This is a genomic window from Paramagnetospirillum sp. (genome assembly GCF_058402745.1).
The window spans coordinates 294,777-313,776 of the sequence record NZ_JBZVFI010000018.1 but is presented as its reverse complement, the minus strand read 5'-3'; the positions used below and the strand labels follow the sequence as shown (position 1 = coordinate 313,776).

Annotated in this window: 14 protein-coding genes; 10 read left to right on the top strand and 4 right to left on the bottom strand. The window is 68.1% G+C overall.

Features of this window, described 5'->3' with window-relative positions:
- Positions 1–36 precede the first annotated feature (36 nt).
- On the bottom strand, positions 37–663 hold the full coding sequence (locus ACV4UZ_RS17345; RefSeq protein WP_491602041.1) for a response regulator transcription factor: 627 nt from the start codon (positions 661–663) through the stop codon (positions 37–39).
- A gap of 162 nt (positions 664–825) precedes the next feature.
- Here ACV4UZ_RS17345 and ribA point away from each other — a divergent pair, with 162 nt between their 5' ends.
- Positions 826–1,938, top strand: a complete 1,113-nt coding sequence (ribA, locus tag ACV4UZ_RS17340) for a GTP cyclohydrolase II (protein ID WP_491602040.1) — start codon at positions 826–828, stop codon at positions 1,936–1,938.
- A gap of 146 nt (positions 1,939–2,084) precedes the next feature.
- The gene (locus ACV4UZ_RS17335) at positions 2,085–3,128 is read left to right on the top strand and encodes a hypothetical protein (RefSeq protein ID WP_491602039.1); all 1,044 of its coding nucleotides are present in this window, start codon (positions 2,085–2,087) and stop codon (positions 3,126–3,128) included.
- Between the two features lie 3 nt (positions 3,129–3,131).
- Here the strand turns inward: ACV4UZ_RS17335 and ACV4UZ_RS17330 are convergent, their stop codons facing one another.
- Entirely contained in the window at positions 3,132–3,782 is a 651-nt protein-coding gene (locus tag ACV4UZ_RS17330; RefSeq protein ID WP_491602038.1) for a YggS family pyridoxal phosphate-dependent enzyme, read from the bottom strand.
- A gap of 29 nt (positions 3,783–3,811) precedes the next feature.
- On the opposite strand from ACV4UZ_RS17330, the gene ACV4UZ_RS17325 reads away from it, so the two are divergent.
- Positions 3,812–4,414, top strand: a complete 603-nt coding sequence (locus ACV4UZ_RS17325; protein WP_491602037.1) for a thiamine phosphate synthase — start codon at positions 3,812–3,814, stop codon at positions 4,412–4,414.
- On the opposite strand, the gene ACV4UZ_RS17320 is transcribed toward ACV4UZ_RS17325, so the two are convergent.
- Positions 4,401–5,933, bottom strand: a complete 1,533-nt coding sequence (locus tag ACV4UZ_RS17320; RefSeq protein WP_491602036.1) for a tetratricopeptide repeat protein — start codon at positions 5,931–5,933, stop codon at positions 4,401–4,403. The two genes, ACV4UZ_RS17325 and ACV4UZ_RS17320, sit on opposite strands and share 14 nt — an antisense overlap.
- Positions 5,934–5,999: 66 nt before the next feature.
- A complete protein-coding gene (locus tag ACV4UZ_RS17315) occupies positions 6,000–7,304 on the bottom strand; it encodes a porin (protein ID WP_491602035.1) in 1,305 nt (434 codons plus the stop codon).
- 310 nt (positions 7,305–7,614) lie between these two features.
- Here ACV4UZ_RS17315 and ACV4UZ_RS17310 point away from each other — a divergent pair, with 310 nt between their 5' ends.
- The 7 genes from ACV4UZ_RS17310 (at position 7,615) to ACV4UZ_RS17280 (ending at position 18,996) form a co-directional block, all read left to right on the top strand.
- Complete coding sequence (locus tag ACV4UZ_RS17310) at positions 7,615–8,163, top strand: DUF3576 domain-containing protein (RefSeq protein ID WP_491602034.1); 549 nt, start codon at positions 7,615–7,617, stop codon at positions 8,161–8,163.
- A gap of 72 nt (positions 8,164–8,235) precedes the next feature.
- Positions 8,236–10,824, top strand: a complete 2,589-nt coding sequence (leuS, locus tag ACV4UZ_RS17305; protein WP_491602033.1) for a leucine--tRNA ligase — start codon at positions 8,236–8,238, stop codon at positions 10,822–10,824.
- Positions 10,811–11,380 (top strand): LPS assembly lipoprotein LptE, encoded by a 570-nt coding sequence (lptE, locus tag ACV4UZ_RS17300; protein ID WP_491602032.1) that lies wholly within the window; start codon positions 10,811–10,813, stop codon positions 11,378–11,380. The genes leuS and lptE overlap by 14 nt, the downstream gene beginning before the upstream one ends.
- Positions 11,380–12,402 carry a DNA polymerase III subunit delta gene (holA, locus tag ACV4UZ_RS17295; RefSeq protein ID WP_491602031.1) on the top strand — a complete coding sequence of 341 codons (1,023 nt, stop codon included), beginning with the start codon at positions 11,380–11,382 and terminating at the stop codon, positions 12,400–12,402. Before lptE ends, holA begins: the two co-directional genes overlap by 1 nt.
- 22 nt (positions 12,403–12,424) lie before the next feature.
- On the top strand, positions 12,425–13,459 hold the full coding sequence (locus ACV4UZ_RS17290; RefSeq protein ID WP_491602030.1) for an SGNH/GDSL hydrolase family protein: 1,035 nt from the start codon (positions 12,425–12,427) through the stop codon (positions 13,457–13,459).
- A 114-nt stretch (positions 13,460–13,573) separates the two neighbouring features.
- Positions 13,574–18,385: an NAD-glutamate dehydrogenase gene (locus ACV4UZ_RS17285; RefSeq protein ID WP_491602029.1), complete on the top strand. Its 4,812-nt coding sequence runs from the start codon at positions 13,574–13,576 to the stop codon at positions 18,383–18,385.
- Between the two features lie 32 nt (positions 18,386–18,417).
- A complete protein-coding gene (locus ACV4UZ_RS17280; RefSeq protein WP_491602028.1) occupies positions 18,418–18,996 on the top strand; it encodes a D-sedoheptulose 7-phosphate isomerase in 579 nt (192 codons plus the stop codon).
- Positions 18,997–19,000 lie beyond the last annotated feature (4 nt).

Here is a 19,000-nt window from a genome sequence, read left to right as displayed (position 1 = left end):
ATGAGCCACCGATGCATCTGTTGCTCAAATCCCGATTTACTTCTTTTCCAGCCGATACCCGCCGTTCTCGCTGACCAGCACCCCGCCGCCCAGCTTGCGGCGCAGCTTGTAGATGTGGGTCTCCAGGGTGTGGGTGTCGATGCCGGCACCATAGCCCCAGACCTCGTCCAGCAAGGTCTCGCGTGGCACCACCTGGCCGGCGGCGCGGTGGAGCCGGGCCAGGATGGCGCTTTCCTTGGCGGTCAGGCGGACCATGGCGCCGGCGGCGCCGTTCAGCACCGAGCGGCCCTCGTCGAATTGCCAGCGTCCGATGGCGAGCCCGGCCGGCCGGGCCAGCAGCTCGCGGATGCGGGCCGCCAGCACGGGCAGGCGCAGCGGCTTGGGCAGCACGGCCTCGATGCCGCAGCAGCGCGCGGTGGAGGCGGCGCTCAGCAGCAACAGGGGCAAGCCGATTCCGGCCTCGCGCAGCTGCAGGCAGATGGCCGGGCCGTCCAGGGCTTCGTCGATCACCGCGAGGTGATGGTTCGGGGCCTGTTCCAAAACCCCGGCCGCCTCGGTGACCTGGGTCACCGACCAGCCGGCGACCTGGCGCAGATGGCCGGCGACGCCTTGGCTCAAGGGGGCGTCGGCGATGGCGACGAGGATGCGGGATTCTGATGTCATGTCCGGCCCTTGCGACTGTTCCCCCTATATCACACCCCTTTGTGTCCTGGCGATGGCCGGGCGATGGCGGTCCGATGACGGGGCCGGGGCCCAGCGAGTCGGATTGGCTTTTCCATTTCAAAGGCTGTATGGTTCCGGCCGGCCGAAAATCAAAGCCCGTTCATGACCCGAAGCCTCGATACCACACCCAAGCCGGAACTTGCGGCTCCTCCCTCGCTCATCGCCGTGGATCGCGCCATCGCCGAGTTGCGCCGCGGCGGGCTGGTGCTGGTGGAGCACGCCGAGGGCTCGGCGCTGATGATGGCGGCCGAGGCGGTGTCGGATGAAAGCCTCGGCCTGCTGGTGGCGGCCGGCGGTTCGGGCGCCCTGCTGGCGCTGACCGGCCGCCGCGCCGGTGTGCTGGGCTTGGGCGATACCGAGGCCGGGGTATTCCGGGTCAGTGCCGCAAACGGTTTCGATACGGCAACGATCGCCTGGCTGGCCGATCCCGGCGCCCGTTCGCTGCCCATGCCGGCCTTTTCCGGCCTGGATGCCCATCGCGCCGGCGGTCTGGACGAGGCCTGCGTCGCCTTGGCCAAGCTGGCCCGCCTGCTGCCGGCCGCGGTCCTGGCCTTGGTCACCAATTCACCGACCCAGGCGGTGCGGGTGGCGGCGGTGGAGGTCACCGGCTACCAGGAGAATGCCGCCCGCTCGCTGCGGCAAGTGAGCCAGGCCCGGGTTCCCCTGGAAAATGCCGAGAACGCCCGCATCGTCGCCTTCCGTCCCTCCGATGGCGGCATCGAGCATCTGGCCATCGTCATCGGCGATCCCGATCCCGACCAGCCGGTACTGACCCGCCTGCATTCCGAATGCTTCACCGGCGATCTGCTGGGGTCCTTGCGCTGCGATTGCGGCGACCAGCTGAGGGGAGCCATCGCCGAGATCGCCCAGACCGGCAGCGGCGTCCTGCTCTACCTCGCCCAGGAGGGTCGGGGCATCGGGCTGGTCAACAAGCTTCGGGCCTATCAGCTGCAGGACGACGGCTTCGATACCCTGGACGCCAATCTGCAACTGGGCTTCGACGATGACGAGCGCATCTATCTGCCGGCCGCCCAGATGCTGCGGTTGCTGGGCATCGGCCGGGTGCGGCTGCTCACCAACAACCCCCTGAAGGTGGACGCCCTGGCCCGCCACGGCGTCGAGGTCACCGAGCGGGTGCCGCACGTCTTCCCCTCCAACGATCACAACCAGGGCTACCTGCGCACCAAGGCGACGCGCAGCGGCCATCTGTTCTGATCATCCTCCCGGCAGGAATTGCCGTCCGGTTTTTGCCCCATGGTGGCTTCTGCCGGGCGAATCCAGGGGAAAACGTAGTGTTTTCAATATAGTAAAACTGGCATTAGGGTTGCAAAGAGTGTGGCGTCCTTTCTCCGAGGTGCGCCATGTCGCTATCCGCCGTGTCTTCCTACCAGCCGTCCAGCCTGACCATGGACACGCTGGTGCCGACCCTGCCCACCGAGAACGCGGTGACGGCGGCGGACGCCTCGAAGGCACGGTCCACCCCCGATGCCAAGCAGCTCACCATGTTCGCCGAGGGCGACGAGGAAGCGTCCTTCTGGGATTTCCTCGACGTCATCAATCCGCTGCAGCACATCCCCATCGTCAATAACCTTTATCGCGAGGCCACCGGCGACAAGATCGGCGTCGCCGCCCGTCTGGTGGGCGGCACCCTGTTCGGCGGGCCGCTGGGCCTGCTCGCCTCGGCGGCCAATTGCGTCCTGGAGGAATCCACCGGCCACGACGCCGGCGGCCACGTGCTGGCCCTGTTCCGCGACGACGAGCCGGCCGCCACGGGTACCGGCACCGCCCTGGCCGCCGCCGGCGAGGCCGCTCCGACCCGCGAAACCCCGGCCGCCCGCCTGGATGCCTCCGTGCCGCAGCAGGGTCAGGTACTGGCCGCCGCCGAGCCCAAGGCGGCGGACATCAAAGCCGACCACGCGGCCAAGGCCCAGCCGCTGCTGATGACCGATCTGGTGGGTGGAGATGCCGCGCCGGCCGCCACTCCCGCCCCCAGGCCGGTTGCCGCCGCGACCAATGCCGCTTCCGTTCAGTCCGCCACCGAACAGGTCGCCAACGCCGCGAACCGCCCCATGCCGCTGGGTCGCGAATCCCGGCTGATGCCCATTCCCGGGCGGACCACGCCGCTGGCCACCCAGGGGCCGCCGGCCATCGGAACGACGGTATCCAGCACCGGCTACCGCTCCAACGCGCCCATCGCCGGCCATCGCCCCAATGCCCAGCGCGCCGCCTCGGCGGCCATGGCGCAGCAGATGGTGGCCGCCCAGGCGGACGCGTCCACCAAGGGGGGCGCTGCCGCCCCGCAATCCGGGGACTGGTTCACCGCCTCCATGATGCAGGCCATGGACAAGTACGAGAAGACCTCGCGCCTGGGCCATTCGCCCCAGAACACCATTACCGAACAGTAATGGTCAGCTCCGATGGCCGAATATGGCCGAGCCCACCCGCACATGGGTGGCGCCTTCGGCGATGGCCGTCTCGAAATCACCGCTCATTCCCATGCTGATGATCTCCAGGCCGTGGCGGGCCGCCAGGCCGGCCAGAAGGCAGAAATGGGGGGCGGGGTCCTCCTCCGCCGGAGGAATGCACATCAGCCCGGCCAGGGGCAGCCGGTACTGGTCGCGACAGATGGCGACCATGGCGTCCAGCTGATCGGGGTCGATTCCGGCCTTCTGCGGCTCGCGGCCGGTATTGACCTGGATCAGCACGAGCGGCCGGCGGCCGCTGCGCTCCATCTCGTCGGCCACGGCGCGCGCCAGCTTGGGACGATCGATGGTCTCGATGACGTCGAACAGGGCGACGGCGTCGCGCACCTTGTTGGTCTGCAAGGGGCCGATCAGATGAAGCCGCAGGTCGGGAAAGTCCTTGCGCAGCTCGGGGAACTTGGCCTTGGCCTCCTGCACCCGGTTCTCGCCGAACACCTGTTGACCGGCGGTCAGCGCCTCGCGCACCGATTCGGCGGGGTGGGTCTTGCTCACCGCCACCAGGGTGACGGTACGCCCCCGCGCGGCGGCGGCGATACGGGATCGAATGGCCTGAAGACCGGCGGTGACGGCGGACAAGACGGGCGGGTCTCCGTTAGAATGCGGCCATGACCGTAGCAAACCGCCGCTCCCGACTCAACACGCCCGCCCGCGATCCCTCCGGCTGGCTGCTCCTGGTGACCGACGAGGCAAGACTGCCCGATCCTCGGGCGGCCATGGAGCATCTGCCGCCGGGGGCCGGGGTCATCCTGCGTCATTACGGAACCGAAAGGCGGCAGGGGCTGGCCAAGGCGGTGGCCGCCCTGGCCCGCCGCCGCCGTCTGGTGCTGCTGGTGGCGGGCGATTGGCGCCTGGCGGCGGAACTGGGGGCGGACGGCCTTCATCTGCCCGAGGGCATGGCCCGTCATGGCGTGCTGGCCGGAGCCCTGGGCTGGGTCTGGCGGCGCCGTCGCCTGTTGCTGGTGGCCTGCCACAGTCTTCCGGCCCTGGGACGGGCCAGGGATCTCGGCGCGGATGGCGCCCTGCTGTCGCCGGTGTTTCCCACCGCCAGCCATCCCGGCGCCGCCACCATCGGGCCGGTGCGTTTCGGTCTGTGGGCGCAACGGGCCAGAATTCCCGTCATCGCGCTGGGCGGCATGACCCGCCATCGCCTGAGGCACCTGAAGGGGGCGGCGGGCATGGCGGCGATCGGCGGTCTTACAGGGTCCTGAGCCCCTCGGCGATGGCGGCGGCCACCGGCCGCCAGTCGCCCACGTTGGGCTGGCGGAACAACCGGGCGGTGGGGTACCAGGGCGAATCGGCCCGGCCATCCAGCCAGCGCCACTCGGGATAGGCCGAGGCCATCAGCCATAGAGGACAGCCCAATCCTCCCGCCAGATGGGCGGTGGAGGTATCCGACGACACCACCAGATCACAGGCCTGCATCAGGGCGGCGGTGCCGAGGAAGGCGCCTTCGGCGTCGCAATCCTTGGGCAGCGGATTGAGCGGGAAGGGCGCCCGTTCGACCTGTTCATCGCCACCGTGGACGCTGAAGAAATCCACCCGGTCGGCCACGGCCGCCAGTGGTTCCAGGTGGTCGAGCGGCACCGAGCGGAAATGATCCAGATCATAACCGGGATTGCCCTGCCAGTTGATGGCCACCGCCAGCCGTCCGGGGCGGCGGATGCGGCGGCGCCAGGCCTCCACCGCATCGCCGGGAGCCCGGAGATAGGGAATGCGGCCGGCGCCGAACGGCTCGGTGGGCCACAGCAGCAGCGGCAGGCTGGCGATGCCGAATTTGTGGTCGCAGGCGGGCTCCGGTGCTCCCAGGACGTGGTACTCCAGCCTGGGATGGGTGGCGAAACACCGGCCCAGCATGGCACCCAGTCGGGCCGGCAGGGACAGGATGATGCGGGCTCCCCGCTCCAGCAGGGGCAGGACGAAGCGGACATACTGGAACGTATCGCCCGCGTACTGATCCTGGTCGATCAACAGGGTGCGGCCTTCCAGACGGTCGGGCAGGAGGGCGAAGGGGCGGGCGTGGCGGGATTCGTAATCGGCCCAGCCGGTGGCGTAATCCTCCTGGCGCAACGCGGCGAAGCCACGGTTGAAGCGGGCCTGGGCGTTGTCCGGGGCCAGATCCACCGCCCGGTCGAGGGCGGCGCGGGCGGCGGCCACCTCGCCCTTCAGCAGATGGGCGTTGCCCTTGTTGATCCACGCGCCCACATGGCCGGGATGGTCGGCAAGGACCCGGGCGCACAGGGAAAGGGCTTCGTCGGCCTCGCCGGCCAGATGCAGGGCGGAGGCCAGGGTGGCGGCGATGTCGGGGTGGCCGGGAGCCAGCTCCCGGGCCCGGCGCAGTTCCGCCACCGCGTCCCGATAGCGGCGGGCGGCCTGCAGGATTTCGGCCAGGGTCAGGCGGAAGGACAGGTCGGATGGCGCAGCGGCGATGGCGCGGCGGATGGCGGCTTCCGCCCCGTCCCGGTCGGCGGCGGATTCCTTCCGGGCCATGAGGGCGCGGGCGAGATTGGCGTGGGCGGCGGGGTTGGAATCGTCCATGGCGATGGCCTGGCGGATATGCCGGACGGCGTCGTCGGCCTGGCCCAGCTGGAGCCGGGCGCATCCCAGCAGATGCCACAGGCGGCCGTTGCCGGGTTGGGTTGCGAGCAGGGTCTCGGCGAGTCCGGCGGCCTCGGCCGGCCGGCCCTGGCTCATGAACAGCACGGCCTGTTCGAAACTGGGGGTGGTCATGGCGGGCTCACAAAAGCAAGAGGGCGGCCGAAGCCGCCCTCCCCATGTCGAGATGTCGACGTCCTATTAGAAGGACAGCGACAGACCGGTCATGGCAGTCCAACCGGAGTTGGAGTACTGGTTGTTGTTGGCGGTGGTCACGCCGCTCAGACCATGGCGCTGGTCCTTGTACTCGATGTAGCCGACCGAGGCCAGGACGTCCACGCCCGGGCCGAGGTTGTACTTGCCCGAAGCCTGGTAGGCGTCGATGGTGTCGTCCTTGCCATTGCGCAGGGTGCTGTTGGTGATACCAACGACCGAGGAATGGAAGTAGGCGAACGACACGGCATACGGGCCGGAGGCGTACTGCAGACCCACGTCGTAGGCGATACCGCCGAAGTCGATCTCGGCGCCGCCCTTACCGGAGGAACCAACCTGCGAGGTGTTGGTCAGCACGGCGGTGGTGACGCCGCCCTGCTTGCGGTCGTCGGAGGCGCGCTGCACCGAACCACCCAGGGTGAAGCCGGCATACGACAGCTGAGCGCCGTAAGCCTGCTGGGTCAGGGCCTTCTCGGCGCCGCCGGTGGCGGTCAGGTCGACCCACACATAGCCGGCCGAGGCCTTCACGCCCACCGGGCCGAAGGTGTTGGCGTACAGAGCGCCGCCGCCCCAAGCGGACAGACGGTCGGAGCCGTTGCCGCGGGTGTGAGCGCCCAGCGAGGTGCCGGTGGCGTTGCGCACGACGTTCGGGATGTACGAGGCGCCGACGGTCAGGCCGTAGAAGGACGGAGCAACGTAGGTCAGCTTCTCGGCCTTGTCATCGCTGATGATGGCGGTGGTGTTGGACGAGGAGGTGTAGCCCACGCGCTGGTTCATGCCCATCACGCCGGTCGGCTTGGTGATGGCCCAGTTGCCCATCATCACGCCGCCGTTGGTGAAGTTGGCGGCGGCGTCGGGAGCCTGCACGTGCAGCAGGGCGGTGCCGTTGGCATGCATACCGGCCAGGACCTTACCGAAACCACCCTCGATCCACGAGTAGGCGTTGTCGATCACGTCGGTGACGGTATCGGAGTGGCCGCCGGCCACCAGGCTGAACATGACGCCGACCTTCAGGCCGTTGTCCAGAGCGGTGTCACCCGAGAAGGTGATCAGGTTGAAGCCCTTGACGTCGACGTTCTGGCGCTGCACGCCGCTGCCGTTGGTGCCGGCGCCGACGTTGTTGCTCTGCACGGCGATGCCGTCCTGGAAGGACTTATCCTGCCAAGCGCCGACGACCCACCACTTGGAGAAGCCACCGAGGTTCAGCTTGATCTTCTCAGCGGCGGAAGCGGCGCCGGCGCTGATCATGCCGGCGGCGACCAGCGCGGTGCTGGTCAAAAGAATCTTCTTCATGGTATCTCCTCTCTTTGGCCTTGCGACGACGACCCCCAATGGCCGCACCCGCTATCCAAATGAACGAACGGTCGCCATCACGCCATGGCGGGCCGCCACAGTCAAGCAAGGCGGCCGGGGTGCTGTATCGAAAACTCCGCACTGTGGCATGGATGCAACACAAGGTGATGTCGAGGTCTTGCCGGCGTTACCGCTTGCAGGGTGGGCGCCTCTCGTAGCATTGTTGCCTGTCGCGACGGCGGGTCCCTGCCGTCGGAGGACTTTCGCGTGCCAACAGGCCGCGCGCTGGCGTGGCGGGGTGATGACGGTGATGACGAGGAAGATTTCGGTGGGCGGAAAGATTTTGGCGGGTGCCGTGGCGGTGATCGGCGCGACTCTTCTTCTGTCGGCCTGCGACAAGACCCAGGCGGTCTATCCCGATAAGGACAGGGGTGAGTCGGCGCCGCGCATGTCCAACGAGAAGCGCGAGACCATTTTCGGGCCGGAAGGCCTGTTCGGCAAGAGCAAGCCCGAGGGCGAGGGCGTGGGAATCGGCGTCAACGCCTTCCTGTGGCGGGCGTCGCTCGACACCGTCTCGTTCATGCCCATCACCACCGCCGACGCCTTCGGCGGCACCATCATCACCGACTGGTACCAGCTGCCGGAGACTCCCAGCGAGCGGTACAAGGTCAACGTCTTCATCCTGGACAGGACGCTGCGCGCCGATGGCGTCAAGGTGTCGCTGTTCAAGCAGGTGCGCGACGGATCGGGCAATTGGGTCGATGTGCGCGTCGATCCCAAGATGGTCGTCGATCTGGAGAACTCGATCCTGACCCGCGCCCGGCAGCTGCGGGTCGTGTCGAGCGAGCCCACGCAATAACGGGAGATCGGGGCGGCCCCTCGCGCCGCCCCGATCCCGTCACATCCCCACCTTGAAGCAATGGATAGGCCCATGTCGCGCCCGGATGGCATCAGCGGCGACCGCTACAACGTCAAGGAAACCGAAGCCCGCTGGCAGAAGGCCTGGGAGGAGAAGCGCTGCTTCGAGGCCGAGATCGTGCCGGGCAAGCCCAAATACTACGTCCTGGAGATGTTCCCCTATCCGTCGGGGCGCATCCATATGGGCCATGTGCGCAACTACACCCTGGGCGACGTGGTGGCGCGCTATAAGAGGGCCAGGGGCTTCAACGTCCTGCACCCCATGGGCTGGGACGCCTTCGGCCTGCCCGCCGAGAATGCCGCCATCCAGAACAACGTCCACCCCGCCAAGTGGACGCGCGAGAACATCGCCGCCATGCGCGAGCAGCTGAAGTCCATGGGCCTGTCCTATGACTGGCGGCGCGAAGTGGCGACCTGCGAGCCCGAATACTACCGCCATGAACAGAAGATGTTCCTGGACTTCCTCGAGGCCGGGCTGGTCTACCGCAAGGAATCCTGGGTCAACTGGGACCCGGTGGAAAACACCGTGCTGGCCAACGAGCAGGTGATCGACGGGCGCGGCTGGCGCTCGGGCGCCCTGGTGGAAAAGCGCCTGCTGTCCCAGTGGTTCCTGAAGATCACCCATTACGCCCAGGACCTGCTGGACTCGCTCGCCACCCTGGAGCGCTGGCCCGAACGGGTGCGGCTGATGCAGGAGAACTGGATCGGCCGCTCCGAAGGGGCCCGGCTGATGTTCGACCTGTCCGGCCGGTCCGATCGGCTGGAGATCTTCACCACCCGCCCCGACACCCTGTTCGGGGCGAAGTTCGTCGCCATCGCCGCCAACCATCCCCTGGCCGCCGAGCTGGCGGCGGGCAATCCGGCGCTGGCCGAGTTCGTCGCCGAATGCAACCGCATGGGCACCTCGGAAGCGGCCATCGAGACCGCCGAGAAGAAGGGCTTCGACACCGGCCTTCGGGCCGTGCATCCCTTCGACCCCGATTGGACGCTGCCCATCTACGTCGCCAATTTCGTGCTGATGGATTACGGCTCGGGCGCCATCTTCGGCTGTCCCGCCCACGACCAGCGCGACCTGGACTTCGCCAACCGGTACGGCCTGGGCTGGACCCAGGTGGTGGAGCCCGCTTCCGACAAGGACGCGGTGCTGGCCGCCATCGCCAGGGGCGAGGCCTATACCGGCGACGGCAAGGCCATCAATTCCAGGTTCCTGGATGGTCTGGCGGTGGACGAGGCCAAGGCCGAGGCCATTCGCCGCATCGAGGAGATGGGACGGGGCGAGCGCACCATCAATTACCGCCTGCGCGACTGGGGCGTGTCGCGCCAGCGTTACTGGGGCTGCCCCATTCCGGTGATCCACTGCGAGTCCTGCGGCACCGTGCCGGTTCCGGCCGAGCAGCTTCCGGTGGTGCTGCCCGAGGACGTCAGCTTCGACAAGCCCGGCAATCCGCTCGACCATCATCCCACCTGGAAGCACGTGGCTTGCCCCTGCTGCGGCAAGCCCGCCCGGCGCGAGACCGACACCTTCGACACCTTCTTCGAATCCAGCTGGTATTTCGCCCGCTACACCTCGCCCGACCGCGCCGACGTGGCCTTCGACAAGGCCGCCGCCGATCACTGGATGCCGGTGGACCAGTATATCGGCGGCATCGAGCACGCCGTGCTGCACCTGCTCTATTCCCGTTTCTTCACCCGGGCGCTCAAGGATTGCGGCTATCTCGACGTCAAGGAGCCCTTCGCCGGCCTGTTGACCCAGGGCATGATCTGCCACGAGACCTACAGGTCCCAGGACGGCGCCTGGCTCTACCCCACCGAGGTGACCAGCGGCGCCGACGGCAAGCTGATCCACGTGGAAACCGGGGCGCCGGTCACCGGCGGCCGCTCCGAGAAGATGAGCAAGTCCAAGAAGAACGTGGTGGACCCGGCCGGCATCATCGACGGCTATGGCGCCGATACCGCCCGGCTGTTCATGCTGTCGGATTCGCCGCCCGAGCGTGACCTGGACTGGACCGAGGCCGGCATCGACGGTGCCTGGCGCTACGTCAACCGGCTGTGGCGCATGGTGGCGGCGGCCGAACTGCCCGCTCCCGGCACGCCCATGCCCGACCTGTCGCCCGAAGTGGCCAAGGTCCGCCGTCTGGTCCACAAGACCATCGCCCAGGTGGGCGAGGACCTGGAGCGCTTCCACTTCAACAAGGCGGTGGCCCGCATTCGCGAGATGACCAACGGATTGGGCGAATTGCCGGCCGGCGATGCCGGCGCCGCCTGGGTTCTGCGCGAGGGTCTGGAGGCGACCGCCCGCCTGATCGGCCCCATGATGCCCCATCTGGCCGAGGAGATGTGGCTGGCTCTGGGCGGTGCCGGCCTGCTGGCCGAGGCGGCCTGGCCCGAGGCCGATCCCGCCCTGCTGGTGGAGGACAGCGTCACCGTCGCCGTGCAGGTCAACGGCAAGCTGCGCGCCACCATCGAGCTGCCCAAGGATGCCGATGCCGCCCTGGCGGAGCAGACGGCGCTTGCGCAACCCCAGGTGATTTCGGCAATGTCGGGTAAACCCGCGCGCAAGGTCGTGGTCGTGCCCAATCGGATCGTCAATGTGGTGGTCTAGAGCGCTTCTTCTGTTCGCCGTCCTGGCGCTGGGCCCGACGGGCTGCGGCTTCAGGCCCATGTACGGCACGCCGTCCGGCGCCGCGTCCGGCGCGGACGCGGATCTGGCCGCCATCCGCATCGAGCCGATCAAGGACCGCATCGGCCAGCAATTGCGCAACGCCCTGGTGCAGCGTCTGTCGCCGCGTGGCGAGGCGGTGGATTATGCCTATACGCTGGAGGTCCGGCTGGGTGAGACCGTGAACAATCTGGGCTTCCGCAAGGATACCTACGCCACGGTCGCCAATCTCACCATGTCGGCTCAGATTCAGCTGAACAGCGGCAAGGGAACCATCCTGGGCGATTCGGTCAGCACCACCGTCTATTTCGACCATCTGGGACCGCGCTACGCCAGCGTCGCCACCGAACGCGATGCCGAGGAGCGGGCGCTCAACCAGTTGGCCGACGACATCCGCAATCGGATCGCGGTGGCCATTCAGCGCTATCAGGCCAATCCCAACGACCAACGCTATCGTCGGCAGACCATTTTCCGGGACGTCCAGGGCGAGGCCCGCTGATGAAGCTGACCGGATCGCGGGCCGAGGCGTTCATCAAGACGCCGGACCCAGCCGTCCGTGCCGTGCTGGTGTTCGGCCCCGACCTCGGCCTGGTGCGCGAAAGGGTCCAGCGACTCGTCCGCTCGGTGGTTGCCGATGTCTCCGACCCCTTCCGGGTCGCCGAGCTGACGCCGGCGGCGCTGAAGGAGGTTCCGTCCCGGCTGGCCGACGAGGCCGCCGCCATGGCACTGGGCGGTGGACGGCGGGTGGTGGTGGTGCGAGACGCCGGCGACGGCCAGAGCGGCGCGGTATCGTCCTTCCTGGCGCGGCCCATGGGTGACGCCCTGGTGGTGGTCGAAGGCGGCGAACTGGGGCCGCGCTCCAGCTTGCGCAAGCTGTTCGAAGGAGCAGACAACGCCGCCGCCTTGGCCTGTTACGGCGACGAGGGCGGCTCGCTGGCCGGGGTGATTCAGGACGAATTGAAGGCCGCCGGGCTGATGGCCGAACCCGACGCCATGGCGTATCTCACCGACCATCTGGGCGGCGACCGCCGCCTGACCCGCGCCGAGCTGGGCAAGCTGGCCCTCTACATGGGCGGACCCGGCCGGGTGAGCCTGGAGGACGCCGTTGCCTGCGTCGGCGATACCGCCGCGCTCGGCCTCGACGATCTGGCGCTGGCCACCGCCGATGGCGACCATGCCGGGGCGCAGCGGGTCCTGGACCGGCTGCTGCGCGAAGGCAACCAGCCGGTGGGCATGCTGCGTTCGGTGGCGCGGCACTTCCAGCGCCTGCATCTGGCCGCCGGGCTGATGAATCAGGGAAAATCCACCGATCAGGCCATGGCGGCCCTGAAGCCGCCGGTGATCTTCAAGGCCGCCGACCGCTTCAAGCGCCAGTTGTCGCGCTGGCCCGCCGACCGGCTGGGCAAGGCGCTGGATCTGTTGACCGAGGCCGAGGTGGATTGCAAGACCACCGGCATGCCGGCCGCCGAGATCACCTCCCGGGCCTTGATGATGATCGCCCGGGCGGCGGCGAGACGATGATCATGGTTGCGGTGGTCCGGCGATGATCAGGGTCCTCGGCATAAACGCCGCCATCCTGCTGGCAGGCCTGCTGCTCGCCGAGCTGATTTTCGGCAGCTGGCTGTTCGGCCCCAACTGGGGAACCATGAACATCCCCCGCGACGTTCGCCGGGTCTTCGACGTCAGTGGCCTTTATGGCGGCCCCAAGGATGCCGTCTATTCCCGGGATCGCTGGGGCCTGCGCGGGTCCTACGCCGATCCTGGCGCCATCGACATCCTGACCATCGGCGGCTCGACCACCGACCAGCGATTCATCGGCGACGGCCAGACCTGGCAGGATCATCTGGCGCGGGACCTGGGCGGCAAGGTGGTGGTCAATGCCGGCATCGACGGCCAGTCCACGCTGGGCCACCTGCGGGCCTTCGATCGCTGGCTGTCGCAGATCCCCGGCCTGAGGCCCCGCTACGTCCTGGCCTATATCGGCGTCAACGACGCGCATCTGGACGGGCAGCAACAATGGGACGACATGGCGTCGCCCTCGCTCTGGCGCCGGGTGGAGCGCTACATCGTCAACCATTCCGCCCTGGTTCAGGTGGTGACCACCGTTCAGGGGACGTTGAAGGCCCGCAAGGCCCATGTGGTGCATGGCGGAACCGAATACGCGCGCGGCCCCTGGGTCGCCGGGTCGCCACCCGATCCGGACAAGGCGGTGGATCCGGCCCTGCTCGGCGCCTATGAACAGCGGGTCGAGGCCCTGATCGCCCGCATTCGGGCCATGGGCGCCGAAGCGGTGATCGTCACCCAAAGCCGCTCCGACTACCGGGTGACCGCCGCGGGACAGCCCCTGGGACGGGCGCTGTCGCCGGGCTCGGTGGATTTCGGCGCATGGGCCATGCAGACGGCCTTCAACCGCAGGGCCATGGCGGCCTGTGCCAGGGCGAAGGCGGTTTGCCTCGATCTGGGTGGCGAACTGACCTTCGAGGACGGCGATTTCTACGACTGGGTTCACACCACGCCGGCGGGAAATCGCCGCATTGCAGCATGGCTTGCCCCCCGCCTGATGGCGCTCGCACAATAGAGCGCTGAATACGAACACTATTCGATTCCACCTGAGTCTTGTAGAAACCAGGAAAGCCCCCCATTCTTTTCTCATAGGCAGGCGCAGACTCTGCCGGTGAAGGGGGGACGGGCCATGGACATCTCGGTTTATCTGGACCGGCGCATCGCCGAATTGTCTGATTCCCTGGCCAAGGTGGGAGCAGAGCGCCTGATCCGCGCCTATGCGGCCGGCATTCCCCAGGCAGATCTGGCCGAGGCCGAGCCGGAGATGGTCTACGGCGCGGCCCTCGGCCTGTTCGCCTTCATGCGCGAACGAAGGCCCGGCGCGCCGTCCATCCGGGTGTTCGATCCCGACCTCGACCGCCACGGCTGGGTCTCCAGCCATTCGGTGGTGGAGATCGTCAACGACGACATGCCGTTCCTGGTGGATTCGGTGGCCATGGAACTGGCCCGGCGTGGCATCAAGGTGCATCTGCTGGTCCATCCGGTGGTGCGGGTCGATCGCGATGGGGGCGGTGGGCTGGTCCGGGTGACCGCCAACGGCGACGGCGCCCTGCAGGAATCGGTGATGCATGTGGAGATCGACCGCCAGCCGGCCGGACTCCAGATGGAGCTGGCCGCCTCCCTGGCCGACGTGCTGGGCCAGGTCCGTCTGGCGGTCGCCGACTGGCGCCGCATGCTGGATACCCTGTGGGGGGGGGTGACGGAATTCGAGACGGTCGCGACCAAGGTGCCGGCCGACGAGAAGCAGGAAGCCCTGGCCTTCCTGGAATGGCTGGCCGACAACCATTTCACCTTCCTGGGCTATCGCCGCTTCGACCTCGCCAAGGGCGTCGTGGCCGACCCGGCCAGCGGGCTGGGCATCCTCTCGGACCCCCAGGCCCATGTGTTCGACGACACCCTGACCCTGGCCGCCATGCCCGCCGAGCTGCGCGCCTTCGTCAGTCGCCCAGATCCGTTGATGGTCACCAAATCGGCGCGTCACGCCGTGATACACCGTCCGGTGCGCATGGACATCATCGGTCTGAAGCAATTCGACGCCAAGGGCAGGGTGGTGGGGCTGCACGCCTTTCTCGGCCTGTTCACCTCGGCCGCCTACAACGACCGTCCGGCCCAGATTCCCCTGCTGCGCCGCAAGATCGCCCGGGTCGAGGCCCGGGCCGGCTTCAACAAGTCCGGCCATGACGCCAAGGCGCTCACCAACATCCTGGAGACCTATCCCCGGGACGAGCTGTTCCAGGTGTCCGAGGACGCCCTGTTCGAGACCAGCATCGGCATCCTGCACCTGCAGGACCGCCAGCGGGTGGCGGTGTTCCTCAGGAACGACGAATTCCAGCGTTTCGTCTCCTGCCTGGTGTTCGTGCCGCGCGACCGTTATGACACGCCGCTGCGTCTGGCCATCACCGCCATGCTGGAGGAAGCGGTGGGCGGCACGCTGGATGCCTTCTACACCCAGGTGGCCGACCTGCCGCTCGCCCGGCTGCACTTCATCATCCGCACCACGCCCGGCCATCTGCCCAAGGTGGATTCCCAGGCGCTGGAGGCCCGCATCGCCGACGCGGCCAGGACCTGGCACGAGCACCTGCAGGACGCCTTGATCCAGACCCATGGAGAGGCCGGCGGGCTGGCCCTGTCGCGCCGCTGGGGCAAGGGCTTTCCCGCTTCCTATCGGGAAAGCCACAGCGCGCTGGCGGCGGTCGCAGACGTGGGCCGCATCCAGGCGGCGGCGGGCGGCGACATCGTCCTCAATCTCTACCGCCCGGTGGAGGCGGAGCCGCGCCAGGGCCGCCTCAAGCTTTACCGCTCGGGCCATCCGGTGCCCCTGTCGGGCATCCTGCCCATGCTGGAGGCCATGGGGCTGGTGGTCATCGCCGAGGTCCCCCACGAGGTCACTCCCGATGGCGGCGAGGGAAGCGTGTGGATTCACGATTTCGAGGTGGAAAGCGCCGACGGATCGGCGCTCGACGTGGCCGAGCGGCGCGAGCTGTTCCACGACGCCCTGGCGGCGGTGTGGCGGGGCGATTCGGAAAGCGACGGCTTCAACCGTCTGGTGCTGTCCGCCGGCCTGTCGTGGCGCGAGATCATGGTGCTGCGCGCCTACACCAAGTATCTGCGCCAGACCGGGATCACCTATTCGCAGGCCTATATCGAGCAGGCCCTGGCCGGCAACGCCGACATGGCCGCCGCCCTTGTCCAGCTGTTTCTCGCCGGCTTCGATCCCAAGGGGGATCACGGCCAGGCGCTGGCGTCCGAGGCGATCCTGCTGGCCGGGCTGGACAAGGTGGTCAGCGCCGACGACGACCGCATCCTGCGACGCTTCCTCAACCTGATCCGTTCCACCTTGCGAACGAATTACTTCCAGGCCGATCCGGGCGGTCGGCCCAAGGCCTACCTCTCCTTCAAGCTGGATTCCAGGGCCGTGGACGAATTGCCGGCGCCCCGGCCCATGGTCGAGGTGTTCGTCTATTCCCCCCGGGTCGAGGCCATTCACCTGCGTGGCGGCAAGGTGGCGCGCGGCGGCATCCGCTGGTCCGACCGGCGCGAGGATTTCCGCACCGAGATCCTGGGCCTGATGAAGGCCCAGATGGTCAAGAACGCGGTGATCGTACCGGTGGGGGCCAAGGGCGGCTTCGTGGTCAAGAGGCCTCCGACCGGCGGCGGGCGCGAGGCGATCCTGGCCGAGGGAATCGAGTGCTACAAGACCCTGATGCGGGGCCTGCTCGACCTTACCGACAACCTGACTCCGGAGGGAGTGCGGCCGCCCCGCGACGTGGTGCGCAAGGACGGTGACGACCCCTATCTGGTGGTGGCCGCCGACAAGGGCACCGCCACCTTCTCCGACATCGCCAATTCGGTGTCGCTGGAATACGGCCACTGGCTGGGTGACGCCTTCGCCTCGGGGGGGTCCCAGGGCTACGACCACAAGAAGATGGGCATCACCGCCAAGGGCGCCTGGGTGGCGGTGGAGCGTCACTTCCGCGAGATGGGCATCGACACGAGGAGCCAGGACTTCACGGTGATCGGGGTGGGCGACATGTCGGGCGACGTGTTCGGCAACGGCATGCTGCGCTCGCCCCATGCCCGGCTGGTGGCCGCCTTCAACCACGCCCACATCTTCCTCGACCCCGATCCGGACCCGCAAAGAACCTTCGCCGAGCGGGAGAGGCTGTTCAATGCGGTCAAGGCCTGGCCCGATTACGATACCTCGCTGATCTCGGACGGCGGCGGCATCTGGCCCCGGACCGCCAAGACCATTGCCATCAGTCCGCAAGCCAAGGCCCGTTTCGGTATCGAAGCGGACAGCCTGACCCCGACCGAACTGATTCGCGCCTTGCTGAAGGCGAAGGTGGACCTGCTGTTCCTGGGCGGCATCGGCACCTACGTGAAGGCCTCGGGCGAGAGCAACGCCGATGCCGGCGACCGCGCCAACGACGCGCTGCGCGTCAACGGCGCCGAGATCGGGGCCAAGGTGGTGGGCGAGGGCGCCAATCTGGGCTTCACCCAGCTGGGCCGCATCGAATACGCGCAAGAAGGGGCGGGCGGCGAGGGCGGGCGCATCGACACCGACGCCATCGACAATTCCGCCGGGGTGGATTGCTCGGACCACGAGGTCAACATCAAGATCCTGGTCAACGACCTGGTGGCGGCCGGCGACCTGACGCCCAAGCAGCGCGATCACCTGCTGGCCGAGATGACGCAGGAGGTGGGTGCCCTGGTGCTTCGGGACAATTACCTCCAGACCCAGGCGCTTTCCATGCTGCAGGCCCAGGGGCCCGAGCTGCTGGACGCCGAGGCGCGCTTCATGCGCCTTCTGGAAAAGAGCGGCCGCCTCGACCGGGCCATCGAGTTCCTGCCCACCGACGAAACGCTGACCGAGCGGGCGGCGAGGAAGCAGGGCTTCACCCGTCCCGAACTGGCGGTGCTGCTGGCCTATGGCAAGATCTGGCTCTACGACCACATCCTGGCCTCGGAGCTGCCCGACGACCCCTTCATGGCCATCGATCTCACCAACTACTTTCCCACCCAGCTCAGGGATCGTTTCGGACACGAAATACAACGCCACCGGTTGCGGCGCGAGATCATCGCCACGGTGGTGACCAATTCCATCGTCAACAGGGTGGGCGGCGCCTTCGTCTCGGAGCTGATGGAGACCACCGGCCATCCTCCCGCCCAGGTGGCCCGGGCCTATATCGTGGCGCGCGACGCCTTCCGCATGCGGGAAGTGTGGCGGGCCATCGAGGAGCTGGACGGCAAGGTGCCGGCCTCGGCCCAGACCGCCATGCAGCTGGAGGCCAACCGGCTGGTGGAGCGCGCCACCCTGTGGGTGCTGCGCTCCATGCCGTCCCCCTTCGCCCTGGGGGCGGGCATCGCCGAGCTGTCGCCCGGCGTCAAGGCGCTGGAAGGCGCGGTTCCGGCCATCCTGCCGCCCGACGCGGCGGCGGCCGTGCTGGCCCGCATCGAGCATTTCGTCGGCCAGGGGGTGCCCCACGACCTGGCCCAGCGGGTGGGCAACCTGATCGTGCTGGCCTCGGCCGCCGACATCCTGCGCATCGCCACCCGCCAGACCCTCACCATCGAGATGGCGGGGCGCCTCTATTTCGCGGTGGGGGCGCGGTTCTCGCTGGGCTGGCTGCGGGCTTCGGCGGAAAAGCTGTCGGGGCGCGGCCACTGGCTGAAGCTGGCGGCGGCGGCGGCCATCGAGGACCTCTACGGCCATCAGCGCGACATCACCAGCGTGGTGGCGGCTTCCTATCCCGGCCTTGACGCCGAGGGGGCGGTTCAGGCCTGGGTCGAAGCCAACCGGGCGGCGGTGGAGCGGGCCGAGACACTGCTGGCCGAACTGAAGGCCGCGTCCCATATCGATCTTTCCATGATCATGGTCGCCAATCGGCAATTGCGCACCCTGACCGAGTCGGGTGTTGCGGTGCCGGGCGGGAACGGCTAAGGGAAAGGCATCAACGACATGAGGGCCGCGCCATGAAGTTCGCCTCCTTTCTCGATCAGCAGATCGCCGAGCATGCCGAGACGCTGGCCGTTACCGGCGCGGCGGTGCGCGAGCCCTTCCAGCGTCTGGTCCAGGCCTGCATCGACAGCCTGGCTGCGGGCGGCAAGATCCTGTTCTTCGGCAATGGCGGGTCGGCGGCGGACGCCCAGCATCTGGCGACCGAGCTGGTGATCCGCTACCGCTACAACCGCAAGGCCCTGGCGGCAGTGGCGCTGACCACCGACACCTCGCTGCTGACCGCCTGCGCCAACGACTTCTCCTACGAGGAGATCTTCTCGCGCCAGATCGAGGCGCTGGGCCGGCCCGGCGACGTGGCCATCGGCATCACCACCTCGGGCAACAGCCCGAACGTGCTGACCGCCCTGGCGGTCGCCCGCGACATGGGTCTGGTGGCCGCTGGCTTCTCGGGTCGCGACGGCGGCAAGATGGTGGGGCTGGCCGATCCGCTGCTGATCGTGCCGTCCAGCGTCACCGCCCGCATTCAGGAAATGCACATCCTGATCGGCCATGCGCTCTGTGATCAGGTGGAGGCCATCTCGGCCCCGGCCTGAGCGG